Source organism: Xenophilus sp. Marseille-Q4582, from assembly GCF_916700565.1.
Lineage (GTDB): Bacteria > Pseudomonadota > Gammaproteobacteria > Burkholderiales > Burkholderiaceae_C > Xenophilus.
This window is the reverse complement of record NZ_CAKAKO010000001.1, coordinates 506,689-520,840: the sequence shown is the minus strand read 5'-3', so window position 1 is coordinate 520,840 and position 14,152 is coordinate 506,689. Positions and strand designations below refer to the sequence as shown.

Sequence of the window (14,152 nt, the reverse complement as noted above, 5' to 3'; positions counted from 1 at the left end):
CGCGATGCTGGTCACGCTGCTGGGATGGCTCGCCTGCACGTGTGCAGCGCTGGCGCAGCCCTCCACCGCTGCGCACACCATCCCTGCCGCCGAACAGGCGGCGCGCGACAGCGATCGCGTGGAGATCCTGCGCCAGGAACTCCGGAAGTCCGAGGCGTTGCTCGAGACCCTGGGCCGCCGCAAGGCCGAGCGTCTGGCGGCATCGGATCCCTCCGGGGTCACCGAGGCCGAGGAGCAGCACGCCCACACCCTCGCCGACATCGCCGGCCTCAAGCGCGAGTTGGCAAGTGCCATGCGCACGGTCGTTCCAACAACTGCGCAGACCCCAGCCCTGGCTGCAGGCAAGCTGGCCACCGAGCGATCACGTGCGCCAAAGGCATCGGCCGCGCCGCCCTGGTGGGACGTCTACGGCAAGGGCCGCCGCGCCGACCCCGCCACACCGATTTCGCTGGCCCCGCCCTCCGCGGCGATCCCGCGAACTGTTTCAGCCCGCTGACTGGAGTAGCGCCATGCACAACGCCGCGACTGCTGGTACTTTCGTTCACAATACTGCCTCCCCCCACCTCTACGCGCTTGCCCATGACCTCTGCCGTACGGCCCAAGCCCAAGACGACGGCGAAGAGGCCGACCAAGGCCGCCCCCACATCCCGGACCGCGGCTGCACCAGCGCCGCCCGGCCGCGCCTTGCCCGCGGGTACCGTGACCCAGCTCGAAATGGTCGAGCTGCTGCACAAGGGGTCCCTCATCGAGATCGTCATTGCGGAAGTGGAGCCCGCCCGCTACCAGATGCACCTGGTGGTGGTCTGGCACTTCGGGCGCAGCGTCCTGGCTGGCTCCTCCGGCCAGCCGCGCACCTTCCGCAGCCTGGACACGCTGCGGCTTCATCTCAAGACCCTGGGCATCGGCAGCACGCTGGTGCGCCTCGAACTGCTGGCGTAGATCCCCGCGGCGCGGGCGGCCTCCAGGGCCGGGCGGGCCGCCCGTTCCGGCTGTTGCTCGTCTGCCTGGTCGCGCTGGGCATGCTGGCGCCGGAGCTGGCCCTGGCCGGCAGCCCCTTTGCCACGGGCGCCAACGCCACCCAGCAGCAGCTCACCTCCATCCTGACGCCGATCGCCGCCGTGGCCGTCATGGTCTCCGGCGCCATGGCCTGGTTCGGACGCCTGAGCTGGTGGTGGATGGTGGCGGTGGTGATCGGCACCGTGCTGGTCTTCGGCGGTCCGCAGATCGTCTCCTGGATCCGGGGCCTCTTCGGCGTCTGAAGGAGCGCGCCGTGCACCGCAACCCGGGCATCGTGGCGGACACGCTTTTCGTCGGGATGACGCGCCCCTCCATGGTCTGGGGCGTCACCTACTCGGCCATGATGTTCAACATCGTGGTCACGACCGAGTCCTTCATCGTGACGAAGAACCTCGCCTGGCTGCTGGCCTTCGTGCCGATCCATGGCGTGCTCTACCTGGTGTGCCTGTACGAGCCGAGGTTCTTCGACCTGGTGCAGTTGTGGGGCCGCACGCGCCTGCCGGCCCTGCTCGGCGGCAACCTGCGCTTCTGGCGGGCCAACTCGTACAGCCCGCTGGCCATCGACATGCCGAATGTCTCGGGCCGGCGGCGCGCGCGCGCCGTGCCCACTGTGCTGTGAGGCAAGGCCATGCAGCTGCTCTCGCGCGCCGAGGCCACCCTGCGCCGGGAAGCGAGCGCCGCGGCCATGATCCCGCTGGTCGCCCACATAGACGAGCACGTGGCCCGCACCCGTGCGGGCGACTATGTCCAGACGCTGCGCCTGGCGGGCGCCAGCTTCGAGAGCGCGGATGACGAGGACATCAACAGCTGGCACGAGCGCCTGAACGTCCTGCTGCGCAACATCGCCTCGCCCAACCTGGCCATCTGGGCCCATGTCGTGCGCCGGCGCGAGACCGGCTACCCGGTCGGGCGCACCGTCCCGGGCTTCGCCCGCGAAGTCGAGGAGCGCTACCGCCAGAAAATGGCCGGTGAGCGGCTGATGGTCAACGAGCTGTACCTGTCCGCGGTCTACCGGCCACAGCCCACCCGCATAGGCCATGCCGCTTTGCGCCTGCTCAAGCGCACCGACCCCGAAGGCACCCGCACCGAGTTGCGCGACTCGCTGGACGCCTGCACCAAGCTGCGCCAGGAGTTGCTGGCCTCGCTGGAGCGCTACGACCCCGAGGCGTTGGGCATCTACCGGATCGAGGGCGTCGATGTGCTCTTCTCCGCGCTGGTGGAGTTCCATGGCCTCCTGATCAACGGCGAGTGGCAGCGCATGCCCCTGCCGCGCTCGCCCTTGAACGAGGTGCTGGCCACGACCCGGCCCTTCTTCGGCAACGAGGCCATGGAGTACCGCACCGGCACGCAGACGCGCATCGGCGCCTTCCTCGGCATCAAGGAATACCCCACGCCCACGGCGCCCGGGATGTTCGGCGCCCTGCTGACGGCGCCCTTCCCCTTCGTCCTGACCCAGAGCTTCACCTTCCTGGCCAAGGGCACCGCCACCGACATGATGAGCCGCCAGCACAACCGGATGGCCGCCGCCGGCGACCTGGCAGTGTCGCAGGCCGAGGAGCTCAAGGACGCGCTGGACGACCTGATGAGCAATCGTTTCGTCGTGGGCGATCACCACTTCACGCTGCACGTCCTGGCCGACACCTACGACGGGGTGAGCGAAGCCGAGGGTCTGCCGCGCTTGAAGCAGCTCAACGACAACGTCGCCCACGCCCGCTACCTGCTGGGCGACACGGGGATGGTGGTGGCGCGCGAGGACCTGGCGCTGGAGGCGGCCTTCTGGGCGCAGTTGCCGGGAAACTTCGGGTACCGAACCCGCAAGGCACCGATCACCAGCCGCAATTTCGCGGCCATGTCGCCCTTGCACAACTTCCCGACCGGCCGGGCCACCGGCAACTACTGGGGCGACGCGCTCACCATGCTCATGACGCGGTCCGGCTCGCCCTACTTCTTCTCGCTGCACGCGAGCGACCCGCGCAGCCCGGATGGGGGTAGCCGCCGGGACGTGGGCCACATCACAGGCGTCGGGCCGGTGGGCACCGGCAAGACGACCTTCCTGGGCTTTTGCATGATAGCGATCTGCAACCGGCTGGATGCCACCCAGGTCATCTTCGACAAGGACGAGGGTCTGCATATCCTCGTGCGGGCGCTCGGCGGCCAGTATCTGCCCCTGAAGAACGGTGCGCCGACCGGCTGCAATCCCCTGCAGTTGGATGCCGGCGTCGCCGACAACGTCGAATTCATGCGGCACTGGCTGCGCCGGCTGGTGATGCGCTCGCCCACGGACGACCTGACGGTGCAGCAGGAGGATGACCTCGACCAGGCCCTGCGCGGCACGCTCAAGCTCGAGGCGCCTTTCCGGCGCCTTTCCCGGCTCATCGCCTTCCTGGATGTGACGGACCCGGAAGGCATGCACGCACGCCTGCGCAAGTGGTGCGCCAGCGAACAGGGCGACTACGCCTGGGTCTTCGACAACGACGCCGATGCGGTGGCGCCCCTGCTGGCCCAGCACAGCCTCGTCGGCTTCGATGTGACCGACTTCCTGGACAACGACGTGGTCCGGGCGCCGCTGACCATGTACCTCTTCCACCTGGTCAACCGCATGGTCGACGGTCGGCCGCTGGTGTGCTGGATGGACGAGTTCGCCAGGCTGCTGAGCGATCCGGCCTTCGCGCGCTTCGCCAAGAACGGGCTGGAGACCTGGCGCAAGAAGAACGCCAATCTGGCCACCTTCACCCAGAGCACGAGCCACGTGCTGGATTCCAGCATTGCGCGGGCCATCATCGAGCAGACGCCGACCAAGATTCTTTTCCCGAACCCGGAAGCGGACTACCGCGAGTACACCGAGGGTTTCAACCTCACGGACCGCGAGTTCGCGCTCATCAAGCAGGAGCTGGAACCCGGCTCCCGGCAGTGCCTGATCAAGCAGAACCACGTGAGCGTGGTGGCGCAACTCGACCTCAAAGGCTTCGACGACTTGCTGCACGTGATATCGGGGCGAACCAGCAACGTGCGGCTCATGCGCGAATGCATGGCCCGGCACGGGCCGCACCCGGATCAGTGGCTCGGGCCCTTCCGTGCCGCCCTGTCGGTCCAGTTTGCTCGCTCCCCTTCAAACCAGGAGATCTCCCATGCGTAGGCACCTTCTTGCGTTCTTCCTCGCCGCGTCGGCGCTGCTGACGCCGCTGCACGCCCGCGCCGGAATTCCGGTCATCGACTTCGCCGCGGTCGCCAACCTGATCCAGCAGATCATGTACTGGCAGCAGCAGATCTCCGCGATGCAAAAGCAGTTCGACCAATTGCAGGCCTCGAAGGAGCAGTTGCAGCAAACCTATGGCGCGATGACCGGCAGCCGGGGTATGGATCAGCTTTTGTCGACCTCGGATGCGCAGCGCAACTATCTGCCGCAGAACTACAACGATCTGATGAGCCTGGTGAGCGGCTCCTCGTCCGGGTATTCGGGTCTCTCAAGCCAGGTGCAGTCCATCATGAACGCGAACAAGATCCTCACCAGTTCGCAGATGGATGCGCTCAGCCCCGAGATGCGCCAGACCGTGGAACAGGGGAGGCAGGCCGCGGCCCTGCTCAACGGCATGACCCGGAGCGCCTATCAGAACACCAGCCAGCGCTTCTCGGCGCTGCAGCAGCTGATCAACGCCATCGGCCGCACGAACGATCCCAAGGCCATTCAGGAACTCCAGGCCCGGATTCAGGCCGAGCAGAACATGCTCACGAACGAACAGACCAAGCTGCAGAGCCTCTATCAGGTAGCCCGGTCGGAAGAACTCATGCGCAGGCAGCGCATCCGAGAACAATCAGCGTCGGACATCGGCACGATGAAGTCTCTTCCGGCGATCAACTATTAAACACGTAGCGGAACGCCCATGTCGAAAACCTCGTGGATTGTTCTCGTTATCGTCATCGCAGCCGCAACCGGCGGCGGGGCCTACTACGTTGTCCAGCAGCGGACGTTGGAAGAGCCAGCGCAAGTGGCACCGGCAGCGCCAGCCGCGCCCGTTGAACCACAGAAGGCTCCACCTGATGATCTGACGAAGAAGAAGCTCGATGGCATTGGAAGCACTCGCAACCTGAAACCCGTGCAGATTCCTCAAGGTCCTGCGAAGTAGGGGCAATCATGGGCTTCTTCGCTCAGTTCTTCTCATGGCTCGATGGGCAACTGGCCAACTACGTCAGCTCCCACACCGCTCAGGTCGCCTCTGCGATCGAGCCGGCCGCAGTAACGCTCGCAACCGTCTACGTCATGATCTGGGGCTACCTCAGCATGACAGGCCGAATCCAGGAGCCGATCTGGGAAGGCGTAAAGCGCATCCTCACGGTCGCAGTCATTCTCGGGGTAGGTCTGCGGCTGTGGACATACAACGAGATCATCACCGACACCTTCTACAAGGCACCTGAGCAGCTCGCCAGGTCCATCGTGGGAGCCTCCACCGTCGTAGGCGTGATCGATCAGGTCTGGCAGGACGGCACCTCCGTCGCCGAACAGCTGCTCAAGAAGGGCAGCATCCTGGACAGCGATTTCGCGTTCTATGCTGCCGGATTCCTTGTCTACATCCTCGTGGGCTTGTCGGTAGTGGTGACCGCCTTCCTGCTCGGCCTTTCCAAGGTCGCCATCGCCATCCTGCTGGCGCTCGGTCCGATCTTCATCGTCCTGCTCTTCTTCGAGGCAACCAGGCGCTTTTTCGAGGCATGGACGGCGCAGCTTGCGAACTACGCGTTGATCAGCGTGCTCACGATGCTGACCGCATCGCTCCTCCTCAATATCGTCAAGGCCTATGCGGCCAGTGCTGCGGCTGCGGGCGCCAGCATCACCATCGCCGAGAGCGTACGCGTCTGCATAGCCTCAGCGCTCGTCTTCCTGGTGATGCGGCAGGTGATGCCGATCGCCGCGGGATTGGCCAGTGGCGTCGCGCTCAGCACCTACAGCGTGGTTAGCGGCATGCTGCGCTGGGGTCTCGGCGGCGCCAAGCGCTCAAGCTACGAGTTCAGCCGTGGCGTCATCGACGGCATGCGCCGCGAGCCGGGCAGCCGCTGGGACTCCTTCCGTCGCCTCACTGGCAACCGTGTCGGCGCAGGGGTGGCCTCGATCGCCGGCATCGGAGCTTCGCCGCGTCGCGGTGGCACCGTGATCCCCAGGGAGCAGGTCATGCCGAACCTCGTGCATCGCCGATAAGCCAGGAGTCCTTTCGTGAAGTCCTGCCTGTCTTTCGCGCTGGCCCTGCTTCTGGCGGCATGCGGCACCCGCCCGCCCCTGCCGCCGGAGTGCCAGGGCCCGCTCACACCCATCAACCCGTCCTCGGCGACCTCTGGAGCGCCTCATGAACCGGGACCCCGCGCTTGAGAAGTACCTCAAGGAGGCCCGGAGCTGGGAGCTCGACCGCGCTCGCCACGCGGAGCGCTCGGCCAGGATCGCCTGGACAGTCGCGGGCATCGCAGGCGCAACCGCGCTCCTGGCTGTTGCCGCAGTCACCGGGCTCACGCCCCTGAAGCAACCTGTTCCCGTGGTCATCCGCGTGGACAGCAGCAGCGGCATCGTGGACGTCGTCCCGACCTATCAGGGCACTGCCGACATCGAGCAGGTGGTCACCCGCAACCTGCTGCAGAACTACGTCATCGCCAGGGAGCGCTACTTCTACGGCACCGCCGAAGCGGACTATGAACTGGTCGCGTCCCAGAACTCGCCTCGCCTGAACCAGGAGTGGGCCGCCCTGTGGACCACCAACAATCCGCTGTCGCCCCTGAACGTCTACAAGGACGGCACCGCCATCCGAACGCAGGTGCGCTCCGTCACCTTCCTCAAGCTCGACAGCGGCAAGGACAAGCTGGCCCAGGTGCGTTTCACCCGCTACACCCGCACGGGCGGCACCGGCGACGAGCAGGCGAGCCACTGGGTCTCGACCATCGAGTTCGCCTACGTCCAGCCCTCCAGGGACGACAAGTGGCGCTCGCTCAACCCGCTGGGCTTTCGCGTCGTCGAGTACCGGCGTGAACCCGAGGTCGCCGCCGCAGGCGTGGCGGCGACGCCGCCCATCAAGCCGGAGCCGCGATGAGGGCCTGCGCCGCACTTTCCCGATGGATGCCCGCTGCGGTGCTGGCGTGCAGCCTCGGCCTGAGCGTCCCGTCCGGTGTCGCCGCCACGCTGCCGCCGGCCGGCAAGGTGGACGCCCGCGTGCGCACGGTCGCCTACAACCCCGACGACGTTGTCACGCTGCACGGGTACGTGGGCTACCAGATCCACCTGCAGTTCGCCGAGGGCGAGGAATTCGTCAACCTGGGCTCCGGCGACAACGCCGCCTTCGACGTAGGCGCCGAGCGCAACCACTTCTTCATCAAGCCCAAGGAAGCCCGTGCGTCGACCAACCTCACGGTCCTGACCAACCGCCGGGCCTACCACTTCGACTACGTGGTGTCGGCCAGCGCCCCTGTCGGCCCCGCCGCGCGGCGCATGGTCTACTCGATCCGCTTCACCTATCCCGAGGACGAAGCCCGGGCCCTGGCGGCCGAGGCCGAGCGCCGCCGCACGGACGCACGCATGAAGCAGGCCTCCGACAGGCCGCGCAACATGAACTACTGGTTCTGCGGTAGTGAGTCGCTCAGGCCCATGAGCGCCTACGACGACGGCGTGCAGACGCGCCTGCGCTTCCAGGCCCGCTCCGAATTTCCGGCGATGTTCGTGCAGAACGACGACGGATCGGAGTCGCTGCTGAACTTCAATGTCGAGGACGACGAAATCGTGATCCATCGGGTCGCGCGCCGCTTCGTGCTGCGCCGCGGCCAATTGGTCGGCTGCGTCGTCAATCGGTCCTTCGCCGGCGGCGGCGCGCGCACGGCCACGAACACCAGCGCGCCTGGCGTGCAACGATCCACTGTGGGGGGCGAACCATGAGCTGGCTGGGTCGTGAGCATGGGCCACGCGATGCGGATGACACCGCCGAGCAGCGCCCGCACGGTGAAAACGAAGCTGCCGGTCGCCATGTGGACGCCGACACCGGGGAAATCCTTCCGGTGCGCGGCACCACGCGGCCGGGTCCCGGCAGCGTTGGCAGAGGTAGCGAGCGCGGCGATGCTGGCGCCGCCACGGTGCAGGGTGAGCGGGCCATTCCCTCGGTCAATCGCGAGCGCTCCATCCAGTCGCGCATCAGCGGCGGCCTGGCGCTGGCCACCATCATCCTGCTGGGCGGGGGCTTTCTATTCTGGTACTACAACACCCAGTACAGCAAGACGCGCGATGCCGAGGAGTCGGCGCGCAGGGCCGCCGCCGCGCGCGCCGGCGGCGAGATGAAGGTCCCACCCCTCGGCCGCATCGACCCGCCCAGGGCGCCGATCGACGCAGCGCCCGTTTCCACCGGCAGTCCAGCCCCTGCCCCACCGCTGGCCTCGGCCAATCCCGGCGGCCCACCCCAGAAGACGCCCGAGCAACTGACACTGGAACGGCAGCTCGGCGCCCCGGTGCTTCGCAAGGCCCAGTCGCCGACCGGTGGCGGCCCGTATGCAGCCGCCGGCGCAGTGCCCGGGCCATCCGGCCCCGCGGGCCTTCCCGTCATGCCCAACGTCGCCCAGCTGGTCAGTGCCATGCAGAGCCCCAACGGCGCCGCGGGTCCCACCGCGGGTCCGATCGGCAGCAGCTTGGCCGCGAACCTCAGGCCCACCCCGACACCCGCCGTCATGGCCCAGACACTGCCCACCCGGCGCCTCCTGCTGCCCAAGGGTGCCTTCATCGACTGCACGCTGGAGACGGCCATCGACTCGACCTACGAGGGCATGACCACCTGCATCGGCGCGAGCGACATCTACGGCGCCGACGGCAAGGTCGTCCTTCTGGAGCGCGGCACCAAGTACGTGGGTGAACAGCGCGGATCGCCCCGGCAGGGTCAGGGCCGCGTTTTCGTGGTCTGGAACGAGGCGCGCACCCCCACCGGCGTCGTGGTGCAACTCGCCTCCCCCGGCACCGACGAGCTCGGCCGCAACGGCCTGCCTGGTTTCGTCGACACCCACTTCTGGGAGCGCTTCGGTGCCGCGATCCTCATCTCCGTCATCGACGGCACGATGGCGGCCCTCGCCGCCCACCAGCAAAGCGGCACCCAAATCGGCAGCGGCGGCGGCGCCGTGATCGCTCCGCAGGGCAGCCGGGATGTCATCGCGGAAGTGCTGCGCAGCACGGTTGCCATTCCGCCCACCGTCATCAAGAACCAGGGCGAGCGCATCCAGATCCTGGTCGCCCGCGAAGTGGACTTCAGGAGCGTCTATGCGCTTCGAACCGAACCGGCAACCCCTTGACCGCGAAGACGGCGCGACGGCTGCTGCGGGACGGGCGCTCGCGCCAGCGTCTCGGCCCGCGGACGAGGCACCGTCCTCCCTCGCGCTCTTCCTGGGTCCACTGGCCCGGCTGCTGCAGGATCCCGAGGTCACCGAGATCTGCATCAACGAGCCCGGGGCGGCCTTCGTGGAGCGGCAGTCCGGCTGGCTCCGTGAGGAACTCCCCTTCGCCTCCTACGACTGGTGCGTCGCCATCGCCAAGCTGGTGGCCAACTTCACCCGCCAGCGGGTGTCGGCCAACGAGCCCCTCCTGTCGGCCACCCTTCCCGGCGGCGAGCGCATCCAGATCGTCCTGCCACCGGCCACGCTCGATCGCACCGTCTCGATCACGATCCGACGCCCCTCGAATGCCCTCTGGACGCTGGAGCAACTGGAGGCCATGGGCATCTTCGGCTCCACGCGCAGCATTCCCGACATCGCGTCGCGACAAGCGCAGAGGGAGGAGCTCTCGCCCGAGGGCCGGGAGCTGACGACCCTGCTGGCACGACGGCAATTCGTTCAGTTCCTGCGCCGGGCCGTGCACCTGCGCAAGAACATCCTCCTCTCCGGTGCCACCGGCTCGGGCAAGACCACGGTCAGCAAGGCGCTGATCCTGGAGGTGCCGCCGGAAGACCGCCTCATCACCATCGAAGACGTCAAGGAGCTGTCGCTGCGCAACCAGCCGAACCACGTGCGTCTCTTCTACTCGCAGGGCGCGCAGGGCCAGGCCGAGGTCACGCCCGGGCAGCTGCTCGCGAGCGCCAAGCGGCAGCGCCCGGATCGCGTCTTCGTCTCCGAATTGCGCACCGGAGAGGAGGTCTACGACTATCTGGTGTCGGTCAACACCGGCCACCCCGGCTCCATCACCAGCGTGCATGCCGACAGCGCCGAGATGGCCTTCGTGGCGCTGGCCCAGCTGATGAAGCGCAGCCAGGCCGGCCAGGGCATGACGACGCGCGAGGGGGTGGAACTGGCCCAGATGAGCGTGGACATCGTCGTTCAATGCGCGCGCGACCGCAGCGCCACCGGCAGCCCGCGCGTCGTGCGGGAGATCTGGTATGACCCTGGCACCAAGCTCAGAGGGCTTGCCTAGCCCCTTCAAGATCGTGGTCGCGCTGCTGGTGGCAGCGCTGGTCGGCCTGTACACGGCCGGCTACGCCTTCCTGATGGCGATGAAGCTGCCGCCGCAGAACGCTTCGCTGCTGACCATCCACCAGTATTGGCAGGCGTACGGCGAGCGTCCGGACGTACGCCGCACCCTGCTGACGACCCTCGTCGGGGCACAGGGCCTATGCCTCGGCCTGGTGGGCTTCGCGATGCTCCCGCGCAGGCGCCCGCTGCATGGCGAGGCGCGCTTCGCCAGCCGCCGCGAGATCGAGCAGGCCGGACTGCTCGAGGAGCACGGCATCATCCTAGGGCGCCTCGGCCGACGCTACCTGGTGCTGCCCGGCCAGCAAGGCGTGGAGCTGGAAGCCCCACCGCGCAGCGGCAAGGGCGTCGGGGTCGTCGTGCCGAACCTCCTGAACTGGCCCGGCTCGACGATCGTGAGCGACATCAAGGGCGAGAACTTCATCCGGACCGCCGGATACCGGGCAGCACATGGCCAGGAGGTTCATCTCTTCGATCCGCTGTCGGAGAAGGAATGCTCCGCCCGCTGGAACCCGCTCGGCTACGTGGCGGAAGAGCCCTACCGCTGCATCGACGATCTGCAGCGCATCGCCACGATGCTCTTTCCCGACCCGCTGACGGGCGATCCTTTCTGGACATCGTCGGCGCGGTCCCTGTTCCTGGGCATCGCCCTGTACCTCTTCGAAGCACCCGGTGCCACGCGCACGCTCGGGGAGGTGCTGCGCCAGGGCATGGCCAGCGATGCCGAGGGCTTCCAGAAGCACTGGAAGCGCGTAATCGACGCCTGCGAACGCGCGGGCTACCCGCTGTCGCAGGAGGCGGTGCAAAGCCTCTACGACGTGATCGACCTGGCACCCACGACCGCCTCGAGCATCCGCAAGACCTTCACGAGCCGGCTGGACCTGTGGCTCAACCCCATGATCGACGCGGCGACCTCGGCCAATGATTTCGATCTGCGCGATCTGCGCAAGCGCCCGGTCTCCATCTACGTGCAGATCAATCCGGACAACATCGCCCGGCTGCAGCCGCTGCTGAACCTGTTCTTCCAGCAGGCGATCGGCCTGCAGACGCGCGAGCTGCCGGAGAACAACCCGGCGCTCAAGCACCAGTTGCTGCTCATGCTGGATGAGTTCCCCGCGCTCGGGCGCATCCCCGTGATCGCCGAATCCACGGCCTTCCTGCCCGGCTACAACGTGCGCACGGTCATCATCGTCCAGTCCAATTCGCAGCTGGTCGAGAAGTACGGCGTCGAGGGGGCGAAATCCATCCGCAAGATGCTCGCCGCGCGCATTGTCTTTCCGCCAAAGGAGTACGAGGACGCCGAGGCCATCTCGCGCGAGCTGGGTACCTACACGGTGCGTCAGAAGAACATCAGCCGGCCCCTGTGGGGCGGCACCGGAAAGGCCGCAACCGTGAGCATCAGCGAGCAGCCCCGTCGCCTGCTGCTGCCGCAGGAGGTCAAGGAGCTGGGCCCCGAGCGAATGATCCTCTTCTGCGAAGGCCTGCGCCCCGTGCTCGCGCACCGCATCCGCTACTTCAAGGACAAGTCCTTCGCCCGCCGAGAACTGGCCCCGCCGGCCGTACCGAGGCTGGATGTAAAGGGTGCCAGCCAAGCCGCCGCCGCGGCGCCGGCCACCGGCGCGGACGACGCGCCCACCGATGCGCCCAGTGCCATCACCCACCTCACCCCGGCGGGTGGGGGACAGGTGCTGTCGAAGGAGGATGCACCCGTGGCCAACGATGTGATGAGCGACGCGCTGAAGCTGGACGATTTCTCATTCGACTTCGACGACGTCGAGATTCCCACCGAGCCACTGAGCGACGAGGACATCAAGCGCCACGCCGACGAGTTCGTCTCGCGGCTGCTCGATTGACCCCCTTGCGAAACCGAGAAAGGAGTCGACATGGCGAATCCATCCATGCACGAGCAGGCGGGCAGCGGAAGTCCTGGCGCAGGGCTGAGCGAGTTCGCCGGTTCGATCCAGGGCGACACACCGCAAATCGGTCATGCGCATCCCCGTGTCCCCGATGCCATCGAACGCCGCTACCTCAAGGTCGATGACCGCTACTTCTTCCCGGATCGCACGCTCGCCTTCATCGACGACGGGAGCCGCATCCGCGTGCGCACGGAAAACCGCGAGGTCATGCACAGCGTCATCGCCATCGCCGAGGCCAGGGGCTGGCGGGTGATCGAGCTGCGCGGCACCGAAGCCTTCCGCCAGGGTATGTGGCGCGAGGCGGCGCTGCGGGGGATCGAGGCGCAAGGCTATGCGCCGATCGAAGCCGAGTTCCGTCAGGCCGAGCGCGCGCGGAACCGGAATCAGCCCGTTGAAGCTTCGGTGGACCGCGACGGCGCTAGGGAACCGCGCTCCCGGCGCGATGGCCCGCGTCCACCGATTAACGGCGTGCTGGTCGCCGCCGCCGCGGCGCCGTACCAGTTCCACCCCGAGCAGCGCATGTCCTTCTACGTGACGGTGCGCACCGAGGTCGGCGAGCGCATGATCTGGGGCGCTGACCTGGAACGGGCGCTGGCCGAGTCGGCGTCGCAGCCGCGCATCGGGGACGCGATCGTGCTCACGCAGCACGGTACCCACCCTGTCAATCTGCGCGTGCCGGCACGCAACGACGCGGGCGAGCTGATCGGCGAACGGAAGATCGTCGCTCAGCGCGCCCGCTGGCGCATCGAGACGCCCGAGCACCTGCGCGAGCTGCAGCGCCAGGCGCGCTTGCTGCGCACAGGCGAGATCCTGGCCGCGGCATCTCTGGACAATTCTCCGACCCTGGCCACCGCGGCCGCAGGCCTGAAGCTGGCCGAGCAGTACGCCCGGCGCGTGACGGTGGACGGGCCTTCCCAGGAACGGCTGGTGGAGGCCATCCGCGAGCGCATGGCCGCGGCCGTCGAGCAGGGCCACACCCTCCACCTTCCCGAGCGCAAGATGCGGCCGAGCCAACGACAGGTTCGCCAGCGCGGCGGCCGTCGTCGCGAGGAGCCGATCCATGAACGCAGCTAGACCACAGGAACGCTGGGTGCTTCGTTTCCATCGCGCCGCCGGACCCCATGGCTTTGCCTTCTTCGCGTGCATTCTGCTGGCCGGGCTGTCATTGCGCGGCCTCGCGGCTCACGCCGAGATGACAGGCGTCATCACGCAGCCGTTGCGCGCGGTGGCGCAGGGGCCCGTCGCTTCCATCGGCGCGACGGATGCGACCGCGCCAGCGCCCTCCGCTCCCGTTTACTCTGTAGCGTTCACGCCCGGCCACGCCCTGCGCCTCGTGCTGGACACGATCCGGGGCGCGAAGGCCACGCTGCTGGTGGCCGCCTACTCCTTCACGAGCAAGCCGGTGGCCACGGCGCTGCGCGATGCCCAGCGCCGCGGCGTGCAGGTATTCGTGGTGGTGGACGCCGGCGAGGCGGCTAAGGGCTATTCGGCCGCGCGATTTCTCGCCAACGAACGGGTGCCGGTCAGAGTCAACGCCCGCTACGCACTGCAGCACAACAAGTTCATCGTCGTGGATGGCGCCGTGGTGCAGACCGGCAGTTTCAACTACACCGCCTCGGCCGCCGGGCACAACGCCGAGAACGTGCTCGTAGTGGGCAACGCGCCGAACCTGGCCGCCCGGTACGGCCGCGAATAGCGGCGGCTCTGGGACGAGGGCACGGAATTGCCTCCCGCCTATTGAAGCCACGGCCCGGGTACAC

The 14,152-nt window shown here is 67.6% G+C and carries 15 protein-coding genes; all 15 read left to right on the top strand.

The window, feature by feature from the left end; all coding sequences use genetic code 11:
• Positions 1–4: 4 nt before the first annotated feature.
• The 15 genes from LG388_RS02500 to LG388_RS02430 all read left to right on the top strand — a co-directional run bounded on the left by LG388_RS02500 (position 5) and on the right by LG388_RS02430 (position 14,088).
• Positions 5–496, top strand: a complete 492-nt coding sequence (locus tag LG388_RS02500) for a hypothetical protein (protein WP_225781260.1) — start codon at positions 5–7, stop codon at positions 494–496.
• 83 nt (positions 497–579) lie between these two features.
• The gene (locus LG388_RS02495) at positions 580–939 is read left to right on the top strand and encodes a hypothetical protein (protein ID WP_225781836.1); all 360 of its coding nucleotides are present in this window, start codon (positions 580–582) and stop codon (positions 937–939) included.
• Between the two features lie 50 nt (positions 940–989).
• On the top strand, positions 990–1,259 hold the full coding sequence (locus LG388_RS02490; protein WP_225781801.1) for a TrbC/VirB2 family protein: 270 nt from the start codon (positions 990–992) through the stop codon (positions 1,257–1,259).
• Positions 1,260–1,270: 11 nt separating this feature from the next.
• On the top strand, positions 1,271–1,636 hold the full coding sequence (locus LG388_RS02485; RefSeq protein WP_225781259.1) for a type IV secretion system protein VirB3: 366 nt from the start codon (positions 1,271–1,273) through the stop codon (positions 1,634–1,636).
• 9 nt (positions 1,637–1,645) lie between these two features.
• Positions 1,646–4,153: a VirB4 family type IV secretion/conjugal transfer ATPase gene (locus tag LG388_RS02480; RefSeq protein ID WP_225781258.1), complete on the top strand. Its 2,508-nt coding sequence runs from the start codon at positions 1,646–1,648 to the stop codon at positions 4,151–4,153.
• On the top strand, positions 4,146–4,880 hold the full coding sequence (gene virB5, locus LG388_RS02475) for a P-type DNA transfer protein VirB5 (protein ID WP_225781257.1): 735 nt from the start codon (positions 4,146–4,148) through the stop codon (positions 4,878–4,880). Before LG388_RS02480 ends, virB5 begins: the two co-directional genes overlap by 8 nt.
• An 18-nt stretch (positions 4,881–4,898) precedes the next feature.
• On the top strand, positions 4,899–5,141 hold the full coding sequence (locus LG388_RS02470) for a hypothetical protein (protein WP_225781256.1): 243 nt from the start codon (positions 4,899–4,901) through the stop codon (positions 5,139–5,141).
• Between the two features lie 8 nt (positions 5,142–5,149).
• Entirely contained in the window at positions 5,150–6,205 is a 1,056-nt protein-coding gene (locus LG388_RS02465) for a type IV secretion system protein (protein WP_225781255.1), read from the top strand.
• A 145-nt stretch (positions 6,206–6,350) separates the two neighbouring features.
• Positions 6,351–7,082 carry a virB8 family protein gene (locus LG388_RS02460; RefSeq protein ID WP_225781254.1) on the top strand — a complete coding sequence of 244 codons (732 nt, stop codon included), beginning with the start codon at positions 6,351–6,353 and terminating at the stop codon, positions 7,080–7,082.
• A complete protein-coding gene (gene virB9, locus LG388_RS02455) occupies positions 7,079–7,918 on the top strand; it encodes a P-type conjugative transfer protein VirB9 (protein WP_225781253.1) in 840 nt (279 codons plus the stop codon). Before LG388_RS02460 ends, virB9 begins: the two co-directional genes overlap by 4 nt.
• On the top strand, positions 7,915–9,309 hold the full coding sequence (gene virB10 / locus LG388_RS02450) for a type IV secretion system protein VirB10 (protein ID WP_225781252.1): 1,395 nt from the start codon (positions 7,915–7,917) through the stop codon (positions 9,307–9,309). The genes virB9 and virB10 overlap by 4 nt, the downstream gene beginning before the upstream one ends.
• Positions 9,278–10,420, top strand: coding sequence for a P-type DNA transfer ATPase VirB11 (virB11, locus tag LG388_RS02445; protein ID WP_225781251.1), 1,143 nt, complete (start codon positions 9,278–9,280; stop codon positions 10,418–10,420). Before virB10 ends, virB11 begins: the two co-directional genes overlap by 32 nt.
• Positions 10,413–12,329, top strand: coding sequence for a type IV secretory system conjugative DNA transfer family protein (locus LG388_RS02440; RefSeq protein ID WP_225781250.1), 1,917 nt, complete (start codon positions 10,413–10,415; stop codon positions 12,327–12,329). The genes virB11 and LG388_RS02440 overlap by 8 nt, the downstream gene beginning before the upstream one ends.
• 30 nt (positions 12,330–12,359) lie before the next feature.
• Positions 12,360–13,466, top strand: a complete 1,107-nt coding sequence (locus LG388_RS02435; protein ID WP_225781249.1) for an LPD7 domain-containing protein — start codon at positions 12,360–12,362, stop codon at positions 13,464–13,466.
• On the top strand, positions 13,453–14,088 hold the full coding sequence (locus LG388_RS02430) for a phospholipase D family protein (protein WP_225781248.1): 636 nt from the start codon (positions 13,453–13,455) through the stop codon (positions 14,086–14,088). Before LG388_RS02435 ends, LG388_RS02430 begins: the two co-directional genes overlap by 14 nt.
• The last annotated feature ends 64 nt before the right edge of the window (positions 14,089–14,152 follow it).